The following is a 23,293-nucleotide window of genomic DNA, read 5'->3' as shown; positions in this document are numbered from 1 at the left end:
TCTCCTTGCGTATCGACCGGCCCGAAAGGGCGACGACTGCATGAGGGCATCATTCAATCCCTGAATGTGGTAACGCACAACTGTCATGTTCTACAGATACAGCGGCGATTCGTGCCATAACAATGGCTTTACAACCCAGAGCCAAGCCTGCAATCGATAACAGGCTTTACAGGTCGTTATTCAGGCATCGACCAGGATTGCAGTTTGTAGCCTTCCTGGCTCAGTTCGGCACGGGCCTGTTTCAACAGGTCGGCCAGTTGGACCGGGTCGGTATAGGCGCTGCTCGGAATCTGGGTGCGGCCAATATGAGTATTGGTACGGTCGATGACGGTCAGGCTGAGTTCACCGTTGCCGTCTTGTGGAGCCCAGGCCACGCATTGGAAAGGACGGAATGCGCGGTCGGCAATCAAAAGAGCTTCGTTGATACGGAGCGGGGCGTTCATGGCGTTTTCTCTTAAGTGTGCCCAAACAAATGATGTGCCGTCGGTTGGGCGTACCGTGCGGCTGGTTACTTGTACTGATGTTCCGAACCCGCACGCGGGTCACACATTATTTAAATAAATTTCGATTTTCTTTCAGACCAGGCTTTTGGGCTTTTGTTTGAAAGCGCCATGAAAGAAACAGGTGCGCGACAACTAACGAAACGCTCGCTTATAACCACTTTGACGCGATTTCGATAATCAATTGATACAAGGAGGCGTCAACTTCTTGCTACTGTTACATGCAGGTTTGCCAAACGACTGTTTCTAATCATATTTCCTTATTTTGGCGCCAAGGATCAGTCATGATCGAAGCCAGTACGTCACGTCGTCTGCTCGTGGTTGATCCCTGCGACGATTGTCATCGTTTGTTGCCAGGTTTGCGCACCATTGGCTGGGATGTGGACAGTTGCTCCCTCGAACACGCCGGCGATCGGACCTGTGACGTCGGTCTTTTGCGGTTGCAGCCCTTCCATCTGGAACGCCCGGAAGCAGTCAAGGAGTTGATCAGTCGCAGCGGTACCGAATGGATCGCCGTGCTCAACCAGGAAGTGTTGCGCCTGCAGAACGTCGGTGATTTTGTCTGCGAATGGTTTTTCGACTTCCATACCTTGCCGTTCGACGTGTCCAGGGTCCAGGTGACACTGGGCCGGGCGTTTGGCATGGCGCGCCTGCGGGGGCAGGGCTCGATCCACATTGATCAGCCCGAACATGAGCTGCTGGGCGACAGCAAGCCGATTCGCGAGCTGCGTAAATTGTTGAGCAAGCTGGCGCCTGCCGAGTCGCCGGTGTTGATCCGGGGCGAAAGCGGTACCGGCAAGGAGCTGGTGGCGCGCACCCTGCATTGTCAGTCTCACCGGCGTAACCGGCCGTTCATTGCCATCAACTGCGGAGCCATCCCGGATCACCTGATCCAGTCCGAGTTGTTCGGGCATGAGAAGGGCGCGTTCACTGGCGCTCACCAACGCAAGATCGGACGGATCGAGGCGGCCCACGGCGGCACGTTGTTTCTCGATGAAATTGGCGACCTGCCGTTGGAGTTACAGGCCAACCTGCTGCGCTTTCTACAGGAAAAACACATTGAGCGGGTCGGTGGTAGCCAGCCGATTGCGGTCGATGTGCGAGTTTTGGCGGCTACCCATGTGGACCTTGAGGCGGCCATCGAGAACAAGCGGTTTCGCGAGGATCTGTATTACCGCCTGAATGTGTTGCAAGTGGTGATGGCGCCGCTGCGCGAACGCCATGGCGACCTGGCGATGCTCGCCAGCCACTTTTCCCATTTCTACAGCCGGGAAACCGGCCGCCGCCCCCGCAGCTTCAGCGACGATGCATTGGTGGCGATGGGCATGCATGACTGGCCCGGCAATGTGCGGGAATTGGCCAACCGCGTCCGTCGCGGCTTGGTGCTGGCCGAGGGGGCGACAAATCGAGGCCCGGGACCTCGGCCTGGCCAGTCACCAAGGCGTGGCGGCCCCGATGGGTACGCTGGAGGACTACAAGACCCGCGCCGAGCGCCAAGCCCTGAGCGATGTGCTCAATCGTCATAGCGACAACCTGAGCGTGGCCGCGAGGGTGCTGGGCGTGTCCCGGCCGACGTTCTATCGGTTGCTGCACAAGCATCAGATCCGCTGACTCAAGCCCTGCACGATTCCTTGTGGGAGCGAGCCTGCTCGCGATAGCGGTGTGTCAGTCACAGTTAAAATGACTGATCTACCGCTATCGCGAGCAGGCTCGCTCCCACAGGGTACGGTGTCAAGACCGTCATCCTGCGCTAGAAGTAATACGGGAATTTCAGGCTGAAGCTGAAATCCGGCGCATCGTCAGTCAACCCGATGGACAGGTTGGGCACGATGGTCAGGTTGTCCGAGGCAGCGACGGTCATGCCGATGTTGAAGTAGCCGGCGTTGGCGTCGCTGGAGACCACCGATTCCCAGTCGCCGCCGTCCTGTTTGAGCTTGCTTTTCTTCTGGATCAGGTCAGAGACCGAGAACGACATGCTCATCTTCTCGTTCAAGGCAAAGGCAATGCCCGCGCCGAGCTGGAAGCTGTCGCCGATCCGCACCTTGCCCGGTACTTTCTGGTTGACCGTGGAACTGATGTCGTCGAACGATTCTTCGAAGTTATGGGTGTAGGAAAGGGTACCGAATAACACGGCCGGGTCGAAGGTCTTGACCAGCGAAAGCCCAGGGGTGATCGACCACACGCCATTGCCGGTGGGCAGGTCGTCAGGCACGAACAGGTTGGTGTTGGCCTGGGATTGACGCAGCTTGATGCCGAACGGGTCCTTGCCGGTTGGAGCCTTGACCCGCAGGGTGACCACCGCGTCCGGGTAGTTGATCGACTCATCCATGAACTTGTAGGCGATGCCGAAGTTGACGTCACCGATGGTGGGGTCGCGGGTCACGGTTTCTTCGCTGGTGACGCCGGCTGCGCCGTTGTTCGCGCCGCCTGACTGGTACGTGGATTCGCGGTAGACCACCGGGACGTTGAGGTCGAACTGCCAGCGGTTGTCAAAGTTGTAGCGACCGGTGAGGTCCAGCGTCCAGGTGTCGGCCTTGATCCGGTCGAGGTTGATGTTGCCCAGGAAAATCGAGTCCAGGGCCAGGAAACCATTGAGGATCAGTTGCCGCGTGTCGTAGCGCGAATAGGTCACGCCGGTCTCGAAGCTGAATTTGCCGCCGCCGAAGAAACCGCTGGCCTCGTCATAGAGGTTGGAGACGCTCTGGGCCGGCTGGGAATCATCGGCCAGGGATTGTCCATAGCCGCTGCCGCCGGTCGTTGCCGCGCCACCGCCGGCCACGGTCTGGTTGCCTTTCATGTCGGCGGGGGACTTGGCCAGGCGCTTGGGCGGTGGAGCGGCGGGTTGATCCTCCACTTGGCGAACCCGCTGTTCGAGCACCGCCAGGGCCTTCTGTTGGACCTCGTAGCGTTGCTTGAGCTCGAGAAGCTCCTGTTTCAGGGCCTCTATTTCGGCATCCGGGGCCGCGTGCAACACGGTCGCCGGGAACAACGTGCTTAAACACATCACAGCGCGCAACGATACGGATCGATACATGAAATATGCCGTCCCTAATTGCCCAATGATCGGAAACCAGCGTAGTTCAATAACCGAGGTTACGCAGGCCGCGCAGTTGGGTCAGGTTGCAGTCCAGTGCGCCGGCGCTGGCGCCGTTATTGTTCAGCACCACGTTGAGTTGCGTCATGTTGTTGACCAGGTTGCTGTTGCCCAGCAGGCGAGTGTTTTGCAGCAAACCACCTTGAGCCACTTGTTGCAGGGTACTGCCCTGGTTATGGCTGGCCTGGATCGCCATTTGCACACCACTGCCGGTGGCGGTGACCGCGACACTGCCGGCGGCGTTGCTGCCGCTGATGGTCTGGCCCTTGGTCAGCAGTTGACCTTGGGAAGGCACGAGTGCGGGCGCCTGGTTGCTCTCTCTCACATTGATGTTGACGTTGTTGTAGGCGGTATTGCCGTCGCCGGCGGCACGTACGCTTTGGGTCACGCCCTGGCTCGTGCCAAGGCCGGCGCCACCGGTAATATTGCCGCTACCCTGTTCCGGGACGCTGCCGTTGCCGGTCTGCTTGATGGTGGAGACATAAAACTGGGGTTTGACGGTGGCGGACTGGATTTGCATGGTGCTGGTGGCGCCGATCAGGTCGCCGCTGGCGTTGCGCCAGGTACTGCTCATGACGATGCCGAAGCTGATGACTCGGCCGGGCATGACATAACGACCGCGCAGCTCGGCAAGCTCCTGGTCCTTGACTTCGATGGGTTTGAAGCCGGCATGGGCATAGCCCGAGGCAGCCGCGGCCAGGCAGGCCAGCGACAGCCAGTGTGAAGTTTTCATGTGCTGCTCCCGGAGCGTCCTGCTCCTTTTTGTACTTATGTTGGCAGTTGGTCGGCGATTAAAAGAAGTCGCTCTGTATGAAGCCGAAATCCATCAGTTCTGCATCCCTGACCGGGTTGAACCCGTCCAGTTTGTTACGTGCCGTCAGTGGTTGCGGAGGGTTGCGCAGCGTATTGGTCTTGTCATAGCCGGGGCCGACGATCGCAAAGACGATGCCGTTCCAGCCTTTGACGAAATCATCGTGGGCGTAGCGCTTGTGGCCCAGAACCGGGTCGCCGATGTAGACCCATTGCTTGTCGGCCCGCTGCAACACCACGAAGTGCTTGTAGCCGCGGATTTCCATCAGGACCACCACCGGGATCGTCACCGCTTCGAGTTTCTCTGGCGGTATCCGGTAGCCTCGGGCTCGCATGCCGATGGCTTCCACGTAGCGCTTCATGTCCAGCATGGAAAACCCTTGGGTACGGACCAGATCCTGGTCGGCATTGACCAGCATGCCTTTGATGACGTGCTCTTCATCGACGTCCAGCCAATAGGCCTGGCGCAGCACCGTGGCCAGCGCGGCGGCGCCGCAACTGAAATCGGTTTTCTGCTCGACGATGTCGCTGAACTTGCGCTCGCGTATGCTTTGCACCGGTTTGTAGACCAGCATGCCGCCAGGCAGGGCGGCGACTGGTATCTGCGCCGCTTCGGCCACGCAGGCCATGCAGAGCAGCAGTGAAACAGCAGTGACACGCATGATCGATACGCCTGGTGGGAACCCTGGAAAAAGGCCCCTGTGGGAGCGAGCCTGTGGGAGCAAAGCTTGCTCCCACAGGGCAACTACCCCCGCAGTGGTACTTTTTACATGCAAGCCCTGCAGCCGGCAGCGATGGAGAGCGAGTTGCTCTGCTGGTTGCCCACGCCCGCCGACACGTTGGCGCCGCCGTTACCGGAGAAGCCGTTCATGGAGTTGGTCATGGTGGCGTTGTTGAGCACAGGGTTTTTCCAGCCGTCGCGGGTCAGCACTTGCTGGGTGTTGGTGCCGGACAGTTCGAAAGTACCCACGGCGGAGAACTTGAACTTGTCGTCATCGTGACCGCCACCGTAGCCACCTTTGTTGCCCCATCCGCCATGGCCGTCATCCTCGACGGTGCCGGTGCCTTTGGCCTTGAAGGTGCCGGAAGCGCTGGAGGTGCTGGTAAGGGTGTCGGTTTTGTAGGTCCGCACGCCTTTGTTGTCGACCACCAGGCCTGTGGAGGACTGATTGGCCTCGGCAGAGGCCTGTGCGACACGGCCACCCGATACGGCGATGGCCAGGTTGTTTTTCTGTTGGTTGAAGTTACCGGCGGTCACGTTGATGCCGATGTTGCCGGAGCCGTTGTTGCCCGCATTGGTGAGCGAGGCGTTGTTGTGGGTCGAGTTGTTTTTTACATAGTTGTTGGTATTGGTTTGCGTGGCACTTGAGGCGGCGACAGCCGAGCCGAAGATGAAGCTTTCGTCAGCGGTCGCCAGCGCTGCGGCGTTGTCTTGTTGGTTACCGTCGCCGGCGGCGATGTTGGCCCCCATGTTGCCGTTGCTGCCATTGAGGGAGTCGGTGGCTTCGGCGGTGTTTTTAGTACCCTGGTTGAGCACCTCGTTGCCGTCGCTGTTCTGCTCATCCATCACGGTAGCCATCGCGCTGGCGTTGATGGAAAGCTGTTCTTCCCACGTTGGGCCTTTAGGACCATGGTGGCCATGACCATTACCGTGCCCGTTGTCGTTTCCTCCAGCCTGCGCAGCCATTGCCATGACAGCGGCGAGAGCGAAAACCAATGGTTTGAGTGCCATTGTAGGTTTCATGGTGTTTCTCCTTGCTTGTCGTTGGTTAAGTGTCAGTACTTTCTTATGTAGCCTCCGGGTCAATCAGCGACCCGGATGCTCAGGGTGTTGGCCATGCGGTTCCCCACCCCGGCACTCTGGTTCACCTGGATGACCCCTCGGCTGCCGGTGAAGGCCTGGTCGCTGGTAACGACCTGGCGACTGCCGGTTGGGGCGCCAGTTGCTCCTGAGTTCGGTAGCAACGCCACGTTCTGTTGAGACAGGGCGCTGTCGTCAATGCTCTGCGGATGGGCATTGATGCCCACTCGCATGACATTGGCCATCTGGTTGTTGGCCCCGGCGGACTGGTTGACGCCCAGCACACCGTTGCCGTTGGTAAAGGATTGGCCGCCGATGCGGGCGGTGGCGTTCATGGACGGGTTGGCCGGCGTGTCGACGCGTTGTTGCACATGGGTGCTGGCCTGGGCGTGGCTGCCGATGGCGATGGCTCGGGTGTTGGTCTGCTGGGTCTGGTCGCCGGCCGCCTGGTTGACGTTGAAGTTGCCGGTGTAATGGCTGCCGGAATCCTGCAGGTTGGCGCTACTGATCACCGCAACACCCGAATCGGCAAATACGTTGAAAGAGCTGAGCAGGGAAAGCATGAGCAGGGCGAGGAGAAACAGGGCGGGCTTCATGTCACTGGCCTCCCGCCAACCGACCCAACGGAGCCAGGCCGGAACTGAGCGAGCGGTTGATGGTGCCGGAGATCGCGCCGCCGCTACCACCACCGTGGCCGGCACTCATGCCCGGCATGCCGTTGGGGTTGGTCACGACGTTCAGGCCTTGCACACCGGTGTTCGGGGTGACGATGTTGCGGATCGACGAACCGCTGGCCACGCTGGCGAACTCGCCATCGCTCAGTTCGGTGCTGGCGGTCGCCTGGTTGATGCGTTCGGAGGGGTTGGCATTGACAGTGGTCGGGTAGGGGTCTTTGCCACCGTTGCGACCGATTGCAATGGGCTGCACGTCACGGGTGAGCACAATGACGCCGTTGCCCTCGGCCCGCGCTGGCAAGCTGAGCGTTGCGCTGGCGGCGCAGCCGATCAACAACAGACAGGTCAAACTTCTTTCGAAAGTCCCCACGGCATCGGTTCCTTCTTCGGTGGGCTGGCCCTGGTCCAGCGTTGCGAAGTGGGAAGAGCAGGTGTTGTGCCGGTTTTTTTAATACCTTTTAATTCAATGACTTGTATTAATGGCCGAGATGCCTGGGAAGAAGCCTGTTTCAGCGCTGAGACAAGGTACATGGTGACTAATCGGTCATTTACTGTCCCAGGGCTCTGGATCCAGGCTTTTAGGCGGGTGTTTCACAAGCTTGACAGTCTTGATGACAATCGCGCGAAGCGGCTTTGGATCCGGGTTTGGTGCGACGCCGTTGTTTCAGGAATGGAACAGATCACCCTTGTGATCAGGCTTCAAGCAGGTGGGCAACGGCTGCGAACACTTGCTGTTGGCGTTGCGCCCAATTGCCGTGAATGACCTGCAAAGGTTGCCGATGTCGGCTCAGCCAGGCCTCGATCGCTTCAAAAAACGCCTGCCGCTCTTCCAGTTCGGGCTGGCAACGCAAACCGTCGTCGGTCCATTCCACCTGCTCGGGGCGCAGCAGCAGGTGCAAGTCGTAATGGCGGGCCAGCAGGGCCGGCTCAAGCCAGGCCGGACAGTCGCCGAACAGGGTCTGGCTCCAGAGGATGTTGCTCAACAGGTGAGTATCGAGGATCAACAGCGCCGGCCGGCGGGCACGTGCTTCATCTTCCCAGGCCAGTTGGCCGGCGGCGATGTTGGTGATGTCAGCCAGGCAAGTATCACGCTGGGTCTGTTCCATGAAGTGGCGCACGTATTCATCCACCCGCACGCCACCAAAGTGTTCCTGCAATTGCGTCGCCAGCCAGCTCTTGCCGCTGGATTCCGGGCCGGTCAGCACTATTACCTTCATGCGCGCAGGGCCGGGTCGGCGCGCCATTCCCGCCAGCCTTGCACGGCCAGCAGGGTGAACAGGGCGTAGAGTGCGGCGGTCAGGTGCAAGCCCTTATAGATGAACAGGCCGACGAAAATCACATCCAGGGCGATCCACAGCGGCCAGCATTGCACGCGTTTTTGCGCCATCCACCATTGGGCCACGAGGCTGAAGCCGGTGAGTGCGGCATCGAGCCAGGGTTGGGCGGCGTCGGTCCAGTGAGCCATGGCGGCGCCCAACAACAGGCTGCCTGCTGCGCCGATAGCCAAGCCGAGCAACACCGACGGCCCACCGAGGCGAGTGACCTGGCGTCCATCATGATTGTGCCCGGCACGAGTCCATTGCCACCAGCCGTAGAGTTGCAACACCGCGTAGACAACCTGCAGCAGCATGTCCGAATACAACTTCACCTCGAAAAAGATCCAGCTGTACAGCAGCACCATGACCAGGCCGATCGGCCAGCACCAGGGGTTCTGCTTGACGGTCAACCAGACAGCGATCACGCCGAGGGCTGCGGCAAACAGTTCAAGCCCGGACATGGCGGTTCCTTGGGGAAAAGAGGAGAGGGCGGGGATTGTAAACGTTATGGCGTGGGCAGCTCCAATATCAGTGCGGGATGTGCCGCCGCCATCGCGAGCAGGCGCGCTCCCGCAGAGAGATGTTGCGTAGCTGGAGAGCAAGTCGAGTCCGTGGCGAGGGAGCTTGCTCCCGCTTGAGCGCGAAGCGCTCACAAAAAAGGGGGCCGCTACGCAGCCCAGCGGGAGCAAGCTCCCTCGCCACAATAAATCACAACAGCTTTAACTGAGCATCGCCCCCCGCAGAGAGGCCCTGCACAACCCTCACACTCGGAATTGCTTGAGCAACCCGTTCAACTGTTCACTCAGCGCCTTGAGACGGCTGCTGGCCTGGCTGGATTGTTCGGCGGCCATGGCGGTGCTGTGGGACAGTCCGGCGGCCTGGGTGACGTTCTGATTGATGTCTTCCACTACATGGGCCTGTTGCAGGGTGGCACTGGCGATGGAGGCGTTCAGGCTGTTGAGATTGCGTAGGGCCTGACCGATGGCGTTGAGACTGGCACCGGCCAGGCCGGCCTGTTCAATGGTCAGTTGCGAGGCACGGCTGCTGTCGCTGATGACTTTCACCGCGGCCTCGGAATGGGTTTGCAGGCGCTCGATCATCGCCTGGATCTCTGCGGTGGACTTCTGTGTACGTTGGGCCAGCAGTCGCACTTCATCGGCGACCACCGCAAAGCCCCGGCCTTGTTCGCCGGCGCGGGCAGCCTCGATGGCGGCGTTGAGGGCCAACAGGTTGGTTTGTTCGGCAATGGAGCGGATCACCTCCAGCACGCTGCCGATCTGGGTGCTTTCGCTCGCCAGGGTACGGATCACTTCCACCGCCTGATCGATGGTCTGAGACAGGCGGTCGATCTGCTGCAAGCTGCCGTCGATGTTGACCTGGCCTTGTTGGGCCTGAGACTCGGCGTCGCGCATTTCACTGGCTGCGTGCTCGGCGTTCTTGGCGACGTCCTGCACGCCATAGGTCACTTCATTGATCGCGGTCGCCACCAGCTCCATTTGCTGCGACTGCTGCTGGCTGCGCTCCTGGGCTTGGGCGGCATCGTTGCCCAATTCGTTGGAGGATTGCCCCAGCGCACTGGCCGAGGCTTGCAGTTGGGTCACCACTTGCCGCAACTTGGCGGTAAAGGCGTTGAAATGCCGCGCCAGTTGAGTAACTTCGTCCTGGCCATGAGTGTCGAGGGTGCGGGTCAGGTCGCTCTCGCCACTGGCGATGTTGGCCATGGCGTTGACGGTTTCCTGCAGCGGGCCGACGATGCTGCGCACGATCAGGGTCAACAGCAGGCCCATGAGCAGGGTGATGATCAAACCGACCACGGAAGCCTTGATCAACTGGGACTGGAACTCGGCCTGGACGTCATCGATGTACACGCCCGAACCGATGACCCAACCCCAGGGCTCGAACAATTGGACATAGGAAGTCTTGCCCACTGGGGCCTCGGCGCCCGGCTTCGGCCAGAGGTAATTGATCATGCCGGCGCCCTTGGACTTGGCGATGGCAACCATCTCGTTGAACAGCGCATAACCGTTCGGATCGCGGATGGCCGAGAGGTTCTGGCCTTCAAGCTTCGGGTTGGTCGGATGCATGACCATGACGGGCGTCAGGTCGTTGATCCAGAAGTAGTCACTCTGGTTATAGCGCAGGCCACGCACGGCGCTGAGGGCCTGCTTTTGCGCGGCATCGCGAGTCAGGGTGCCAGCGGTTTCCAGGCCATGGTAGTAGCTCAGCACGCCACTGGCGGTCTGTACCACGTGCTGGGTTTTCTGCACTTTGGCTTGGTAAAGGTCGGTATGGATCTGTTTAAGCATCAAGGCGCCAAGCGTGAACAACATCACGATGGCCACCACCAGGATGAGCCACAAGCGTCGGCTGATCGACACACTGCGCAAGCTATTCATACGCTGTCACTCCGGTTTCTTATTCTTGTCATTAACGACGGCCGGCACTTTAGCGCCCGGCAGCTATACGTAATTGACCTGGGTCATAACGCGGCAGCGTTATCAGGGCTTGTCTGATAGGATTTCGGCCCCGCAGCGCAAAACCTGAGCCTGTTCTGATTTTTCATTGGTTTTTTTTGAAAGATCACAGTTATCGTGCACCCGCTGCGAGCACCTGCTTGACACTTGAATATTGATAAGACCTGCATGAACAGCGTCTTTTTTGGGGGATGAATGGATTTGTGGACCGCCTTTTCGGCACTGATTCTTGGCGTAGTGGAAGGCTTGACGGAATTTCTGCCGATTTCCAGCACGGGACACCAGATCATTGTCGCCGACTTGCTTGAGTTCGGTGGCGAACGTTCGATGGCGTTCAACATTATCATCCAGCTCGGCGCGATCCTGGCGGTGGTCTGGGAGTTCCGGCGCAAGATCTTCGACGTGGTGCTGGGCCTGCCGACGCAACCCAGCGCCCGCCGGTTCACCGCCAACCTGCTGATCGCCTTCCTGCCGGCCGTGGTCTTGGGTGTGCTGTTCGCCGACTGGATCCACCACTACCTGTTCAACCCGATCACCGTCGCCGCCGCGCTGGTGGTGGGCGGCCTGGTGATGCTCTGGGCCGAGAAGCGCCAGCACCAGGTGCACGCCGAAACGGTGGACGAGATCTCCTGGAAGGACGCACTGAAGGTTGGCCTGGCCCAGTGCATTGCGATGATCCCGGGCACCTCGCGTTCCGGAGCGACCATCATCGGTGGCCTGCTGTTCGGCCTGTCGCGTAAAACCGCTACCGAGTTTTCGTTTTTCCTGGCGATGCCGACCATGGTCGGCGCGGCGGTCTACTCGGGCTACAAATACCGCGAGCTGTTCGTCCCGGCGGATTTCCCGGTGTTCGCCATTGGCTTCGTCACAGCGTTCATTTTCGCCATGATTGCGGTCAAGGGCCTGCTGCGGTTCATCGCCAGTCACAGTTACGCCGTGTTCGCCTGGTATCGAATCGCCTTCGGCCTGTTGATCCTGGCCACCTGGCAGTTCGGCTGGGTGGACTGGAGCGCTGCCAAGCCATGAACGATTCAGGTGGCCGCAAACGTACCGGGCGCAGTGCCGACGGCGCCGTGCAGCACCTGCGGCTCAAACTGATGGTGTTTGCGCTGCTCTGTGCCTTGCCGCTGTTCGGTTCACTGCTGTTCGGGCTGCGGGCGGTGTCATGGGTGCCGCTGGTGGCTTATGGTGTGGTCAGCGTGGTGGCGTTCCTGCTGTACTGGAGCGACAAGCGCAAGGCACGCACCGACGCCTGGCGCACTCCGGAGAACGTGCTGCATGCGGTGGAGCTGGCCGGCGGTTGGCCTGGCGCCTTGCTGGCCCAGCAGCTGTTTCGCCACAAGACCCGCAAGGTGTCGTTCCAGATGGTGTTCTGGTTCATCGTGATGTTGCACCAAGTGTTCTGGATCGACCAGTTGTTCCTGGGCAGCTATCTGTTCTGAATGGCTAGAGCAACAAACCCACCTGCGTGCGCTTGGGCAATTTGCTCACCACCAATTGATGTGAGCGTTGCAGCAAGCCACGCAGCTCTTCGGCACCCAGCGGGTAGGGCACCTGCATGATGACCCACTGGGCCCGCGCCAGGTAAGGCGCGGGGTGAATGCCCGGCCGGTCGCAATGACCCAGGAACAGATCCTTGTCGACCTTGAACGCCAACGAGTCGCTCCTCAGGCCCTGGAGGGCGAACATCTTGTTCCCGGCAATGGAAAACACCCGCACGCCGCCCCATTTGTAGTCCTCCCGGGCGCCGGGCAGGCCCAGGCAAAACCGCGCGACATCCTCTTCGCTCAAACTCATAGCGTTCTATCTCCACAGCCCTCGAAGGCTTCCACCAAATGGTCGATCCATGCACGCACCGCTGGCAGCATGCCGCGTCGATGCGGGTAGACCGCCTGGAGCCAGCCATCGGGCAACGACCATCCAGGCAGCAATTCCACCAGTGTGCCGTCAAGCAATTCCTGCTCGCAATACATGCTCGGCAATAACGTGAAGCCCAGGCCGGCGAGGGTGCAGGCGCGACGCACAATGAAGTCGTCAATGCCCAGGCGGGCCTCCAGGCTCAGTTCCACACGCTGTCCATCGGCGCTGACCAGGCGCAGGTGCACCTGGCGATCGGCTTCCAATGCCCCCAGTACTGGCAACTGTTTGAGATCATCCGGGGATTCGATCCGCCGCCCTTCGACAAAGGCCGGGCTGGCGACCAGCATCAGTCGTGCCCGGCGCAAACGCCGGGTCATCAGCAAGGGGTCTTCATCCCCCAGGTCGCGCACCCGCAACGCCACGTCGATGCCTTCGCCGATCAGGTCGACCCGGCGGTTGAGCAGGGTCATGTCCAGTTGCACCAAAGGGTATTTAGCCAGGAAGGTTTCGATCACTACGGGCAGGAATTGGTGGGCCAGGCCCACCGGGCTCGACACCCGCAATCGGCCACGGGGCTCGCTGGACATGCTCGCCACCGCTTCGTCGGCCATCTCGGCCTCCAGCAACATGGCCTGGCAATGGCGCAGGTAACGTTCGCCGACCGCGGTCAATTTCAACTGACGGGTAGTACGCTGGAGCAACCGGACGCCGAGGCGTTCTTCCAGCTCGGCCATACGCCGCGACAATCGCGACTTGGGAATGCCCAGCAGGCGCCCGGCCGCCGCGAAACCGCCGGCTTCGACGACTTTGGCGAAGTAGTACAAATCATTGAGGTCTTGCATGGTGAACTCGATTGTCCTGTCAGTGGGACAAACTATCGCATTTATGCTGACTTATCGATCATTGGCTTCATCGATAGGATGGTCGCCAATTGATCGCCTGGTGCGGTCCTCACTTGGAGAGCACTCACATGAAACTGCTGCACATCGATTCGAGCATCCTCGGCGACAACTCCGCTTCCCGCCAATTGAGCCGTGAAGTGGTTGAAGCCTGGAAAGCTGCCGAGCCAGGCATCACCGTCACTTACCGTGACCTGGCCGCCGACGCCATCAGCCATTTTTCCGCCCAGACGCTGGTTGCTGCCGGCACCAGTGCTGAATTGCGCGACGCTGCCCTGAAATACGAAGCTGACCTCAGCGCTGAAACAATGGCAGAGTTCCTGGCGGCGGATGCGCTGGTCATTGCCGCGCCCATGTACAACTTCACTATCCCGACCCAGCTCAAGGCCTGGATTGACCGCATTGCCGTTGCTGGCCAGACATTCCGCTATGGCGATTCAGGCTATGAAGGTTTGTGTGGTGGCAAGAAGCTGGTGATCGTTTCCACAGCTGGCGGGTTGCATGCCGGCAAGCCGAGTGGCGTGGGTCATGAAGACTATCTGACATTTATGTTCGGCTTCCTGGGCATTAGCGACATCGAAATCGTTCGTGCCGAAGGGTTGAACAAGGGGGATGACTTGCACACCAAGGGCATGCGCGAAGCTAAGTCGAAAATCAGCCAGCAATTCGCCGTTGCCTAAAATCTGCGTAAAGGCACCAAGCTCTTCGGGCAACCTTGGCAAAACCCTGTATTCTCATCGTCATTGGATGGTCGGGATGCAGGGTTTTGCTGCATTCGGCGCTGGGCTTCATGGCGCAGGTTATGCACGGCCAAGAGTGCGAGCGACGGGGTCTTCCCGGGCGCTGGTGAAGGTGGAAGATTCGATGACACGTTTTGGTGCAGCGCTGCTGCTTTGCTTGTTTGCCAGTCTCGGTTCAGTGCAGGCCGCACCGGGGCCGCATCCGCATTGGAGCGCCGGCGTCCATGAGCTGAGCTTTCTCGATCCGCTGGATCAGCAGCCGATGCACGCTTTCGCCTTTTATCCGTCCACCGACCGGGAACAGTCCAGCCTGCTGGGTGGCTACCAGATCGATGCCGCGCCAGACGCCCAGATCGCCATCGGCCGCTTTCCGCTGCTGATGCTGTCCCATGGCAATACCGGTACACCGCTGGCCCTGCACGACCTGGCCACCTCGCTGGCGCGCAAGGGATTTGTCGTGGTGGCGGTGATTCATCCCGGCGACAACGCCCAGGACCACAGCCGGCTCGGGACCCTGAGCAACCTGTATGGCCGGCCGATCCAGATTTCCGAAGCCATTACCGCAACGTTGAACGACCCGATGCTCTCGCCGTTCGTCAACGCCGGGCAGGTCGGGGTGATCGGCTATTCGGCCGGTGGCGAGACGGCGCTGATCCTGTCCGGTGCGACGCCGGATCTCAATCGCCTGCGTCGCTACTGCCAGGAGCGACCGGACGACCGTGATGCCTGTAACACCCAGGGCGAACTGATCGCCGACCGCGACGACCTGCAACCTGTGGCCGACCCCAGGGTCCGGGCATTGCTGCTGATGGCGCCGTTGAGCCTGAAATTCGGTCGTCACACCCTGGCCGATGTCCATGTGCCGGTGCTGTTGTACAGCGGTGATGGCGACAAACTCGTGGCTTTCGACAAGAACGCTGCCGCCTTGGCCCGCAAGCTGCCTACCGCACCGGATTTCAAGACCCTGGCCGGCGCGGGGCACTTTGTCTTCCTGGCCCCGTGTACCGACGAGCAGATCGCCGCGATGCCAGCGCTCTGCACGGATGCGGACGGTGTCGACCGCAAGGATATCCACCGCACCATGATTTCCGAGGCCAGCCGCTTTTTTGGCGAGGCTTTGGGCAAGCCGACCCGGGCGGGGATGAGGACGGCTGATCAATAAGGATGGTGTGTATATCCGTTACCGCAGAAATGGATATACACACCAGAGCAAGTAAATACCGGGTCTTCTCAAAAAGCCAAAAAACGGCAATGAACAGTATTACGATCAATAAGGTGAGTTTATGGCCCGGCGACGCAGCAGCAAGGTCAGCCCCAGGCCGCTGACGGACAGCAACGCGGCACAGAAGAAGATCGACGAATAACCCAGGTTCAATGCCACCGCGCCCATCAGCGGACCGGCAATCGCCAGCGCCAGGTCAAAGAACACCGCGTAGGCACTCAAGCCCGCGCCACGACTGGTGTTCGGCACCTGCTTGATGGCCTCCACCCCGAGCGCCGGATACACCAGCGACAGCCCGAAGCCGGCCAGCCCGGCGCCGACCAGGGCGAACGGAGTGGATGGGGCCAGCCACAGCAATACCAGCCCGAGGGTTTCTATGCTCATGCAGACAATGGCCGAGTTGAAGCCGCCGAAGCGGGCGATGCTGGAAATGAACACTAATCGCGCGAGGATGAAGCAGACGCCGAAAACCGTCAGGCACCACGCCGCGCCGGTCCAGCCGCGGCTGATGTAAAACAGTGTGATAAACGTCGTGAGCGTACCGTAGCCGATCGATGCCAGGCTCAGGCCTGCTCCGTACGGCGCAATGCGTCCAAATACCGCCCAGAAAGGCAAGCGTTCGCCACGAATGACCGGCACCGACGGCTTGTTGCGAATCATCAACAGCGCAGCGCCCGCCAGCAACGACAACGCAATGCCCAGACTGGCGAAACCCAGTTCACCAACCATCACCACACCCAGCGGGGCGCCAATGGCAATGGCCCCGTACGAGGCGATGCCGTTCCAGGAAATCGAGCGAGCCGTGTGTTCCACACCCACCTGGCCCATGCACCAACTGATGGTGCCTACGCCGATCAGCCCTTGGGCCACGCCGAGCAGCAAGCGACCGGCAATCAGAATCAGCAGGCTGGGCAGGGGAAACCCTTGCAGCAAGGTCGAGAGCAGCGTCAGCACGCCGCTGAGCACAATCCCCGACAGCCCGTAGACGATTGCCCGCTTGGTGCCGACGCTGTCCGACAACCGACCGGCCATGGGACGGCTGAGCAGGGTAGCCAGATATTGTGAGCCGATGGTCAGCCCGGCGACCACTGCGCTGAAGCCCAACTGTTCGTGGACATACCCCGGCAGTACGGCAATGGGCAGGCCGATGCAGAGAAAGGCGATGAAGGTGTAGAAAACGATGGAGACGATCTGCAGGGTGATCGACAGGGAACTGGGGGCAGGTGAGGGCGTGGGCATGGGGCTCGTTCGCGGGCGGCGGTAAGAGAGCCTCATCATGGCGCGAGGTGGGGATAAAAGAAAGCAGGCTAACTAAATGTGTTGACGCAAGCGGATTTCAATCTGGGAAGCCACCACAAATCCCACAGGCCCAGTTGTGATCTTGGAATACAAAAAGCCCTGTCGCTACGGACAGGGCTTTCACTTGCAGCTTACAGCTGAGGGCTGTGCTTAGAACACCACACCCTGGCTACGCAGGTAGTCATCATAGGTGCCGCTGAAGTCCACCACGCCGTCGGCACTCAGTTCGATGATGCGAGTGGCCAGGGACGAGACGAACTCACGGTCGTGGCTGACGAAGATCAGCGTGCCCGGGTAGTTTTCCAGCGCCAGGTTCAGCGCTTCGATGGATTCCATGTCCAAGTGGTTGGTCGGTTCGTCCATGACCAGCACGTTCGGCTTTTGCAGGATCAGTTTGCCGAACAGCATGCGGCCCTGTTCACCACCGGAAATGACCTTGACCGACTTGAGGATCTCGTCGTTGGAAAACAGCATGCGGCCCAAGGTGCCACGCACCAGTTGTTCGCCGCCCTGGGTCCATTGGCCCATCCAGTCGAACAGGTTGACGTCGTCTTCGAAGTCGTGGGCATGGTCCTGGGCGTAGTAGCCCAGTTCCGCGGCGTCGGTCCATTTCACGGTACCGGCATCCGGTTCCAGTTCATTGACCAAGGTGCGCAGCAAGGTGGTCTTGCCGATACCGTTCGGGCCAATGATCGCCACGCGCTCGCCGGCTTCGACGGTGAAGCTGAAGTCCTTGAACAGCGGCTTGCCATCAAAGCCTTTGGCCATGCGCTCGACAATGACCGCCTGGCGGTGCAGTTTCTTGGTCTGTTCGAAGCGAATGAACGGGCTGACGCGGCTCGATGGCTTGACCTCGGCCAGTTGGATCTTGTCGATCTGCTTGGCGCGGGAGGTGGCTTGCTTGGCTTTCGAGGCGTTGGCCGAGAAACGGCTGACGAACGACTGCAGTTCGGAAATCTGCGCTTTCTTCTTGGCGTTGTCCGACAGCAACTGCTCGCGGGACTGGGTCGCCACGGTCATGTATTCGTCATAGTTGCCCGGGAACAGGCGCAGCTCACCGTAGTCCAGGTCTGCCATGTGGGTGCAGACACTGTTCAGGAAGTGACGGTCGTGGGAGATGATGATCATCAGGCTCGAGCGCTGGGTCAGCACGTTTTCCAGCCAGCGGATGGTGTTGATATCCAGGTGGTTGGTCGGCTCGTCCAGCAGCAGCACTTCCGGGTCGGAGAACAGCGCCTGGGCCAGCAGCACACGCAGTTTCCAGCCTGGCGACACTTCGCTCATCGGGCCGAAATGCTGCTCGATGCCAATCCCCAGGCCCAACAGCAGTTCACCGGCGCGGGATTCGGCGGTGTAGCCGTCCATTTCGGCAAATTCGGTTTCCAGCTCGGCCACGGCCATGCCGTCTTCTTCGGTCATTTCCGGCAGCGAATAGATGCGGTCGCGCTCGGCCTTGACCTTCCACAGCTCTTCGTGACCCATGATCACCGTGTCGATCACGGTGAATTCTTCGTAGGCGAACTGGTCCTGGCGCAGTTTACCCAGGCGCACGTTCGGCTCGAGCATGACCTGGCCGCCGGACGGCTCGAGGTCGCCGCCGAGGATTTTCATGAAGGTCGACTTGCCGCAACCGTTGGCGCCGATCAGACCGTAGCGGTTACCCGCGCCGAATTTGACCGAGACGTTTTCGAACAGTGGCTTGGCGCCGAACTGCATCGTGATGTTAGCTGTAGAGATCAAAGGTTTATCCTGCGGAACATTCAGAGTAGCTAAGGGTGCGGCAGTACCTGTTCAGTACCTGTTTGCGCACGTCCCGACCGCGCAAAGGCGTCGCGGTCGCAAGCGCAAGGGTCCATCCGGCATAAGAGGACAGCAGCATACGGAGCGCCTGGCCCGGTAGACGTGCGCCGAAGCCGGGTTAACGGTTTCGGCCAAAAGGGGGCGCGTGATAGTTGGCGGCGATTGTACTGATCTGGCCGCATAAACGATAGGGTATTGCCCGGACAAGACAGTTTTTCACATTTGCAGGATAACTTTTGCTTACAAACTGCGGCTAAAATGCCATCTCACCCGATGCGATCTCCCTTGCCGCTTGGCTGGCCTGGAGAAGCAGCCTGTTCACTCCTGCATTGTGACGGATTCCGTGAAGCTCATCATTGCCGCGATCTACATCCTCTCCATTGGCTACGTCCACCTGCGCGGGCGCGTGCGGCATAAGTTCGGGCGCCAGTTGAGCGATCACTCGTCTTTTCTCGCCCCGATCAATTGTCTGCTTTACCTGTGCTCGAAACTGCCCAACAAGCCGTTCCTGAGCCCGGCGCAGTTTCCGGACCTGAGCCCGTTGCAGGCTCACTGGGAAGAGATCCGGGCCGAAGGCCAGAGCCTGCTGCATGCGGGAGAGATCAAGCGATCCAATCAATATGACGACGTGGGCTTCAACTCGTTCTTCAAGACCGGTTGGAAGCGTTTCTACCTGAAGTGGTACGGCGATAGCCATCCCTCGGCCATGAAGCTGTGCCCACGCACCACCGAGCTGGTGCAGAGCATCGGTTCGATCAAGGCGGCGATGTTCGCCGAGTTGCCTCCGGGCTCGAAGCTGGTCCGGCACCGTGACCCGTATGCCGGGTCCTATCGGTATCACCTGGGCCTGGAAACGCCCAACGATGCCGGCTGCTACATCAATGTCGATGGCGAGCCTTATCATTGGCGCGATGGCGAGGCGGTGATTTTCGACGAAACCTTCATTCATTACGCCGAGAACACCACCGACCATAACCGCATCATCCTGTTCTGCGATGTGGAGCGGCCCATGAAGTTTCGCTGGGCCACCGCGTTCAACCGCTGGTTCAGCCGCACCGTGATGGCGGCGGCCGGTGCGCCCAACGACGCGGGCGACAGGACGGGCGGCCTGAACCGGGCGTTCTCCAGGCTGTACAAGATCCGCTTGCAGGGCAAGGCCCTGAAGAAACGCAACCGCACGCTTTATTACCTGCAGAAATGGGCTTTTTTTGGCGGTTTGCTGGCGATCTTCGTCTGGATTTGAACGCCGTGTTCGTCCTCATGCCTCGGGTTTTTGCGCATCCAGCTGCGCCCACATCCTGGTGGTGATCCGCTGGCGGTGGTTGTAGCCTTCCCAAGGATCGGTCCGCAGGCCTTTAGCCCGTTCCAGCGCGGTATAAATGTCCCATTGCTGGGCATTGCGCAGGGTCTGCAGCTCGGCCCGGGCAATTGGCACCGAAACCGGCAGGCCTGGCCTGGCGCGCACCGAGTAGGCGGCCACTGTACTGGCCCCACGGGCGTTGCGCAGGTAGTCGACGAATATTTTCCCGACGCGGTTCTTCGGCCCCATGGTGGCGGTCATGCGCTCTGGCATCTGCCGGGCCAGGAACTGTGAGATGGCCTTGGCGAATGCCTTGGTGGTGTCCCAACCCTCGCTTCTGGCCAGGGGCACTATCACGTGCATGCCTTTGCCACCGCTGGTCTTGAGGAAGGCCTGCAAACCCAACTCGTCGAGCAGGGCCAAGGTCATGCCGGTCGCCTCGATCATGGCGCTCCAGGGCAACGAAGGGTCCGGATCCAGGTCCAGGACAAACAGGTCAGGCGTCTCGATCCGATCATGAGTCGCGGTCCAGGTGTGCAACTCCACCGTACCCATCTGCGCCGCGCTGACCAATGCGTGGATGTCATCGATTTCCATCAGCGGTGCGTGGCCTGGGTCCAGTCCAGGATCCAACTGCTTGATATGGGGAATCTCCAGGCGATCGGCGTGTTTTTGAAAGAACTGTTCTTCGCCGATACCATCCGGTGCCCGCAGTAGCGCGACCGGCCGCTGCTTGAGGTGCGGCAGGATCCAAGGGGCGATGTCCAGGTAATACTGCGCCAGCTCAGCCTTTTGGACACCGCTGACACTGTCGATGACCCGGTCGGGGTGGGTGATCATCACGCCGTCGACTTTGGCCGCGCGGGCTTTGCTGCGACGCTGGGGTTTTGTCGCAGGTTTTATCGGTAGGGGTTGCTCGCGAACGATCTTGTTGGCCGGCGTATTGTTCGACAAATCCAGGAAAATCGCCTGCCGCACCTGGCTGTCGGCAGTCCATTCAACGAACTCGACCTCGCAGGTCAGGCCAGGTTCGACCCATTGCACGCCGCGTCCTTGCGCACCGGCGAGTGGCAAGGCCAATGGTGAAGTCTCGCGCTGTTGCGCGCTCAGTTGTGCGTGTAACTGTTTGATTTGTGCCTGGCTGAACCCGGTGCCCACCCGACCGGCATACACCAGCCCCTCCGGCCCGTTGACTGCCAACAGCAGCGCGCCGAAACCGGCGCGCTTGCCTTGGGGCCGGGTGAACCCGACGATGACAAAGGACTGGCGCAACCGACACTTGAGTTTTACCCAATCGGCGCTACGTCGGGACATATAGGGGCTGCCCAGGCGCTTGCCGACCACGCTGTCCAGTGACAGGGCGATGGCGCTTTCGAACATCTCGTGCTGGCTGGCGGAAAACGACTCGGAAAAGCGCAGGCGCTTGCTGGCGTTGTTGCCAAGGGCTTTTTTCAGTGCTGCACGGCGCTCTTCCACCGGCGCCTGGCGCAGGTCGACACCGTTGAGGAACGGCGCATCGAACAGGAAATACACCATGTCGACGGTGCGGCCGATTTCGAACGCCTGGCGCAGGGCCGCGAAATCGCTGTGGCCGGTATCGTCGAGCAGGACCAGTTCGCCGTCGAGCCAACTGTCCTCCAGGTTCAACCCGGCCAGGGCGTCGGCATGCAGCTTCAGCCGCTCGGTCCAGTCCTGATGATTGCGGTTGTATAACCGGACTTCACCGTGTTCGATGCGCGTCAGCAGGCGATAACCGTGGAATTGGACCTCATAGCGCCAGTCGCCGGTGGGTGGTTCTTCCACGGGCGTGGCCAGTTGCGGGGCCAGGCGTTCGGGGAGGCGGTTTCAAGGGGCTGTCTTGCCCATTCGGCCAGGGTTGCGGGGCGTCGTTGCATCCGATTCGGTATCGGACGAACGAGCATATTCACTCTCGGCGTTGGCCATGACAGATTCCTTTGTATTGCGCACGCCAGGGTTTACCCCCGGGAGGCCTTGGTGGCTTTTTTAGCAGGAGCGGATTTGCCGGTTTTCGCCGGTTTTGCAGGGGCCTTCCCAGAGGATTTGTCAGGTGCCTTGCCCTTGCTGCCCAGGCTGCGCTTGAGCAGTTCGGTAAGGTCGATGACATCGGCGCTCTTGCGCTGCTCCTCGCCTGGGTCGGTCTCCACCGCTTCGAGGCGGCCTTCGTTGGCTTTTTTCTCCACCAGTTCCATGATCTTGTCTTCGAAACTGTCCCGGTATTCTTGCGGTGTCCAATCGGCGCTCATGTCCTCCACGAGGCGCTTGGCCATTTCCAGCTCGCCCTTGGCCAGGGTCGGGTGAGTGACTTCGTCGCCCAGCTCCAGGACATCCAGCTCGCGCACCTCTGCGGGCCAGCGCAGCATCACCAGCACCAGCGCCGATTCAAGGGGCATGAGCGCTGCCAGGTGCTGGCGGGTATGCAGCACGACGTGGGCCAGGGCGACCTTGTTGCTCTTGACCAGGGTCTCGCGCAGCAGGGCATAGACTTTGCCGCCGCGCTTGTCGGGGGCGAGAAAGTAGGGCGTATCGATGTTTTGCAAGGGAATCTTCTCGCTGTCGACAAAGGAAAAGATATCGATGGTCTGGGTCGACTTGGGATGGGCGGAACGAATTTCCTCTTCGCTGAGCAGCACGTATTGGCCTTTCTGGTACTGGACGCCCTTGACGATGTTTTCCTTGGTCACCTCCTTGCCCGTGACCTTGTTGACCCGCTTGTAGCCAACCGGGTCCATGCTGCGCTTGTCCAGCCAGTCAAAATCCACCCCCTGGGAAGAGGTGGCCGACACCAGCGCTACAGGAATATGGACCAGCCCGAAACTGATTGCGCCTTTCCAGATTGCCCGTGCCATGGTGGTGTTTTCCTTGCCGATGGATGTCTCTCTGGTGACCGTCGCGCCTTGGCAAAAGTTTCCACCATCCTGCTTCACTGCGGGAGCGAGCTTGCTCGCGATAGCGACGGTACAGACGCCATGGGTGCAAGCTGCCCCCCCAGCGTCGCGAGCAAGCTCGCTTCCACAATGGTTCGGAGACGCTTCGTTACATCTTCACCGGGACATTTCGCTTAACAACGGCGAACCTGCGGCGTAGCTTGCTTTCGATATGCCTGAACCCAAGAGGTGCTCGAATGAACAGGCTGATGCTCGCCATCATGGCGTTACTACTGACCGCTGCCGCCCAGGCTGCCACGCCCAGTGCAGGCCCAATGGTCCTGGCCCAGAACCTACCGGGCAACAACAACCCCTATAACAGCCCGACTCGCCGGGCCAATCCCAATAGCATGCAAGGTACCCGGCCCAACGTGCCGATGATTCAAAACAACCCGACGATACCGGCTCCTCGTCCACCGACCCTGGAAAACGGCGGTATCGGCAATGGCTACCCTCGTTCCGGCCAGCCGCCGGCTTCGCCACGGCCCAACCTCGACTACACCCCGCCGCCCAGGAGCACGAACAACGGCAATCGCTAGGCGCTGAATCCTGGCTGTTT

General features: G+C 60.3%; 21 protein-coding genes and 2 pseudogenes. 7 read left to right on the top strand and 16 right to left on the bottom strand.

The window, feature by feature from the left end; translation table 11 throughout:
- Nucleotides 1–176 precede the first annotated feature (176 nt).
- A complete protein-coding gene (locus tag GN234_RS04170; protein ID WP_109755357.1) occupies nucleotides 177–443 on the bottom strand; it encodes a hypothetical protein in 267 nt (88 codons plus the stop codon).
- Nucleotides 444–784: 341 nt separating this feature from the next.
- On the opposite strand from GN234_RS04170, the pseudogene GN234_RS04165 reads away from it, so the two are divergent.
- A pseudogene (locus GN234_RS04165) lies at nucleotides 785–2,111 on the top strand (sigma-54 dependent transcriptional regulator).
- 139 nt (nucleotides 2,112–2,250) lie between these two features.
- Here GN234_RS04165 and GN234_RS04160 read toward each other — a convergent pair.
- The 9 genes from GN234_RS04160 to GN234_RS04120 all read right to left on the bottom strand — a co-directional run bounded on the left by GN234_RS04160 (nucleotide 2,251) and on the right by GN234_RS04120 (nucleotide 10,591).
- Nucleotides 2,251–3,534: a transporter gene (locus GN234_RS04160; RefSeq protein WP_109755359.1), complete on the bottom strand. Its 1,284-nt coding sequence runs from the start codon at nucleotides 3,532–3,534 to the stop codon at nucleotides 2,251–2,253.
- A gap of 46 nt (nucleotides 3,535–3,580) precedes the next feature.
- Nucleotides 3,581–4,327, bottom strand: a complete 747-nt coding sequence (locus GN234_RS04155; protein WP_163853757.1) for a hypothetical protein — start codon at nucleotides 4,325–4,327, stop codon at nucleotides 3,581–3,583.
- 58 nt (nucleotides 4,328–4,385) lie between these two features.
- A complete protein-coding gene (locus tag GN234_RS04150) occupies nucleotides 4,386–5,066 on the bottom strand; it encodes a C39 family peptidase (RefSeq protein WP_109755361.1) in 681 nt (226 codons plus the stop codon).
- A gap of 104 nt (nucleotides 5,067–5,170) precedes the next feature.
- Entirely contained in the window at nucleotides 5,171–6,148 is a 978-nt protein-coding gene (locus GN234_RS04145) for a heme utilization protein (RefSeq protein WP_109755362.1), read from the bottom strand.
- Between the two features lie 59 nt (nucleotides 6,149–6,207).
- Nucleotides 6,208–6,801: an adhesin gene (locus GN234_RS04140; protein ID WP_176687930.1), complete on the bottom strand. Its 594-nt coding sequence runs from the start codon at nucleotides 6,799–6,801 to the stop codon at nucleotides 6,208–6,210.
- 1 nt (nucleotide 6,802) lies between these two features.
- Entirely contained in the window at nucleotides 6,803–7,249 is a 447-nt protein-coding gene (locus GN234_RS04135) for a hypothetical protein (RefSeq protein WP_176687929.1), read from the bottom strand.
- A gap of 322 nt (nucleotides 7,250–7,571) precedes the next feature.
- Nucleotides 7,572–8,096 carry an AAA family ATPase gene (locus tag GN234_RS04130; protein ID WP_176687928.1) on the bottom strand — a complete coding sequence of 175 codons (525 nt, stop codon included), beginning with the start codon at nucleotides 8,094–8,096 and terminating at the stop codon, nucleotides 7,572–7,574.
- On the bottom strand, nucleotides 8,093–8,656 hold the full coding sequence (pnuC, locus tag GN234_RS04125) for a nicotinamide riboside transporter PnuC (RefSeq protein WP_109755365.1): 564 nt from the start codon (nucleotides 8,654–8,656) through the stop codon (nucleotides 8,093–8,095). The genes GN234_RS04130 and pnuC overlap by 4 nt, the downstream gene beginning before the upstream one ends.
- A gap of 300 nt (nucleotides 8,657–8,956) precedes the next feature.
- A complete protein-coding gene (locus tag GN234_RS04120; protein ID WP_116832355.1) occupies nucleotides 8,957–10,591 on the bottom strand; it encodes a methyl-accepting chemotaxis protein in 1,635 nt (544 codons plus the stop codon).
- Between the two features lie 273 nt (nucleotides 10,592–10,864).
- On the opposite strand from GN234_RS04120, the gene GN234_RS04115 reads away from it, so the two are divergent.
- Together GN234_RS04115 and GN234_RS04110 are read left to right on the top strand one after the other, a co-directional pair.
- Nucleotides 10,865–11,695, top strand: a complete 831-nt coding sequence (locus GN234_RS04115) for an undecaprenyl-diphosphate phosphatase (protein WP_109755367.1) — start codon at nucleotides 10,865–10,867, stop codon at nucleotides 11,693–11,695.
- Complete coding sequence (locus GN234_RS04110) at nucleotides 11,692–12,111, top strand: DUF1294 domain-containing protein (RefSeq protein ID WP_109755368.1); 420 nt, start codon at nucleotides 11,692–11,694, stop codon at nucleotides 12,109–12,111. Before GN234_RS04115 ends, GN234_RS04110 begins: the two co-directional genes overlap by 4 nt.
- 4 nt (nucleotides 12,112–12,115) lie before the next feature.
- Here the strand turns inward: GN234_RS04110 and GN234_RS04105 are convergent, their stop codons facing one another.
- Together GN234_RS04105 and GN234_RS04100 are read right to left on the bottom strand one after the other, a co-directional pair.
- Nucleotides 12,116–12,466, bottom strand: a complete 351-nt coding sequence (locus GN234_RS04105) for an MmcQ/YjbR family DNA-binding protein (RefSeq protein ID WP_109755369.1) — start codon at nucleotides 12,464–12,466, stop codon at nucleotides 12,116–12,118.
- Nucleotides 12,463–13,371 (bottom strand): LysR substrate-binding domain-containing protein, encoded by a 909-nt coding sequence (locus GN234_RS04100; protein ID WP_109755370.1) that lies wholly within the window; start codon nucleotides 13,369–13,371, stop codon nucleotides 12,463–12,465. Before GN234_RS04100 ends, GN234_RS04105 begins: the two co-directional genes overlap by 4 nt.
- Nucleotides 13,372–13,499: 128 nt before the next feature.
- On the opposite strand from GN234_RS04100, the gene GN234_RS04095 reads away from it, so the two are divergent.
- Entirely contained in the window at nucleotides 13,500–14,108 is a 609-nt protein-coding gene (locus GN234_RS04095) for an FMN-dependent NADH-azoreductase (protein WP_109755371.1), read from the top strand.
- 184 nt (nucleotides 14,109–14,292) lie between these two features.
- Nucleotides 14,293–15,330 carry an alpha/beta hydrolase family protein gene (locus tag GN234_RS04090; protein ID WP_176687927.1) on the top strand — a complete coding sequence of 346 codons (1,038 nt, stop codon included), beginning with the start codon at nucleotides 14,293–14,295 and terminating at the stop codon, nucleotides 15,328–15,330.
- 105 nt (nucleotides 15,331–15,435) lie between these two features.
- Here GN234_RS04090 and GN234_RS04085 read toward each other — a convergent pair whose 3' ends face one another.
- A complete protein-coding gene (locus tag GN234_RS04085) occupies nucleotides 15,436–16,629 on the bottom strand; it encodes an MFS transporter (protein ID WP_116832359.1) in 1,194 nt (397 codons plus the stop codon).
- A gap of 210 nt (nucleotides 16,630–16,839) precedes the next feature.
- Entirely contained in the window at nucleotides 16,840–18,429 is a 1,590-nt protein-coding gene (locus GN234_RS04080) for an ABC-F family ATPase (protein WP_003181279.1), read from the bottom strand.
- Nucleotides 18,430–18,832: 403 nt separating this feature from the next.
- Between GN234_RS04080 and lpxO the strand changes: the two genes are divergently transcribed.
- Nucleotides 18,833–19,732, top strand: a complete 900-nt coding sequence (gene lpxO / locus GN234_RS04075; RefSeq protein WP_109755465.1) for a lipid A hydroxylase LpxO — start codon at nucleotides 18,833–18,835, stop codon at nucleotides 19,730–19,732.
- 15 nt (nucleotides 19,733–19,747) lie between these two features.
- Here lpxO and ligD read toward each other — a convergent pair.
- Together ligD and ku are read right to left on the bottom strand one after the other, a co-directional pair.
- Nucleotides 19,748–21,628, bottom strand: a pseudogene (gene ligD / locus GN234_RS04070) (DNA ligase D); the annotation flags it as partial.
- Nucleotides 21,629–21,765: 137 nt separating this feature from the next.
- On the bottom strand, nucleotides 21,766–22,656 hold the full coding sequence (gene ku, locus GN234_RS04065) for a non-homologous end joining protein Ku (protein WP_176687926.1): 891 nt from the start codon (nucleotides 22,654–22,656) through the stop codon (nucleotides 21,766–21,768).
- 275 nt (nucleotides 22,657–22,931) lie between these two features.
- Here ku and GN234_RS04060 point away from each other — a divergent pair, with 275 nt between their 5' ends.
- The gene (locus GN234_RS04060; RefSeq protein WP_109755376.1) at nucleotides 22,932–23,273 is read left to right on the top strand and encodes a hypothetical protein; all 342 of its coding nucleotides are present in this window, start codon (nucleotides 22,932–22,934) and stop codon (nucleotides 23,271–23,273) included.
- The last annotated feature ends 20 nt before the right edge of the window (nucleotides 23,274–23,293 follow it).

The sequence above is a fragment of the Pseudomonas bijieensis genome, assembly GCF_013347965.1.
In the GTDB taxonomy this organism is placed as follows: Bacteria; Pseudomonadota; Gammaproteobacteria; order Pseudomonadales; family Pseudomonadaceae; genus Aquipseudomonas; species Aquipseudomonas bijieensis.
Note: the sequence above shows the minus strand (reverse complement) of the source record. Positions and strands in the feature narration are given on the sequence as shown.